The following is a 217-nucleotide window of genomic DNA, read 5'->3' as shown; positions in this document are numbered from 1 at the left end:
GACGGATTTCCCGGCTCATGAAGGAACTGGATATCCACTCCGTTACCGTCAATAAATGGAAAGCGGCTTCGGCTTCCAAAACCAAGGTTGAACAGCGTCCCAACTTGCTTAAGCAGGATTTCTCGACCACTGGTTTAAATCAAAAATGGACCGCTGATATGACCTATATTCAAACGAAGCGTAATGGCTGGTGTTACTTATCAACCATCATGGACCT

General features: G+C 45.6%; 1 pseudogene. It reads left to right on the top strand.

Annotation, left to right across the window (positions count from 1 at the left end):
• Positions 1-217 (top strand): annotated as a pseudogene (locus IV54_RS11830) (IS3-like element ISBce13 family transposase); the annotation flags it as partial.

The sequence above is a fragment of the Levilactobacillus paucivorans genome, assembly GCF_001437125.1.
Classification (GTDB): domain Bacteria; phylum Bacillota; class Bacilli; order Lactobacillales; family Lactobacillaceae; genus Levilactobacillus; species Levilactobacillus paucivorans.
The sequence above is the reverse complement of the archived record's forward strand: the minus strand, read 5'-3'. Positions and strand labels throughout refer to the sequence as shown.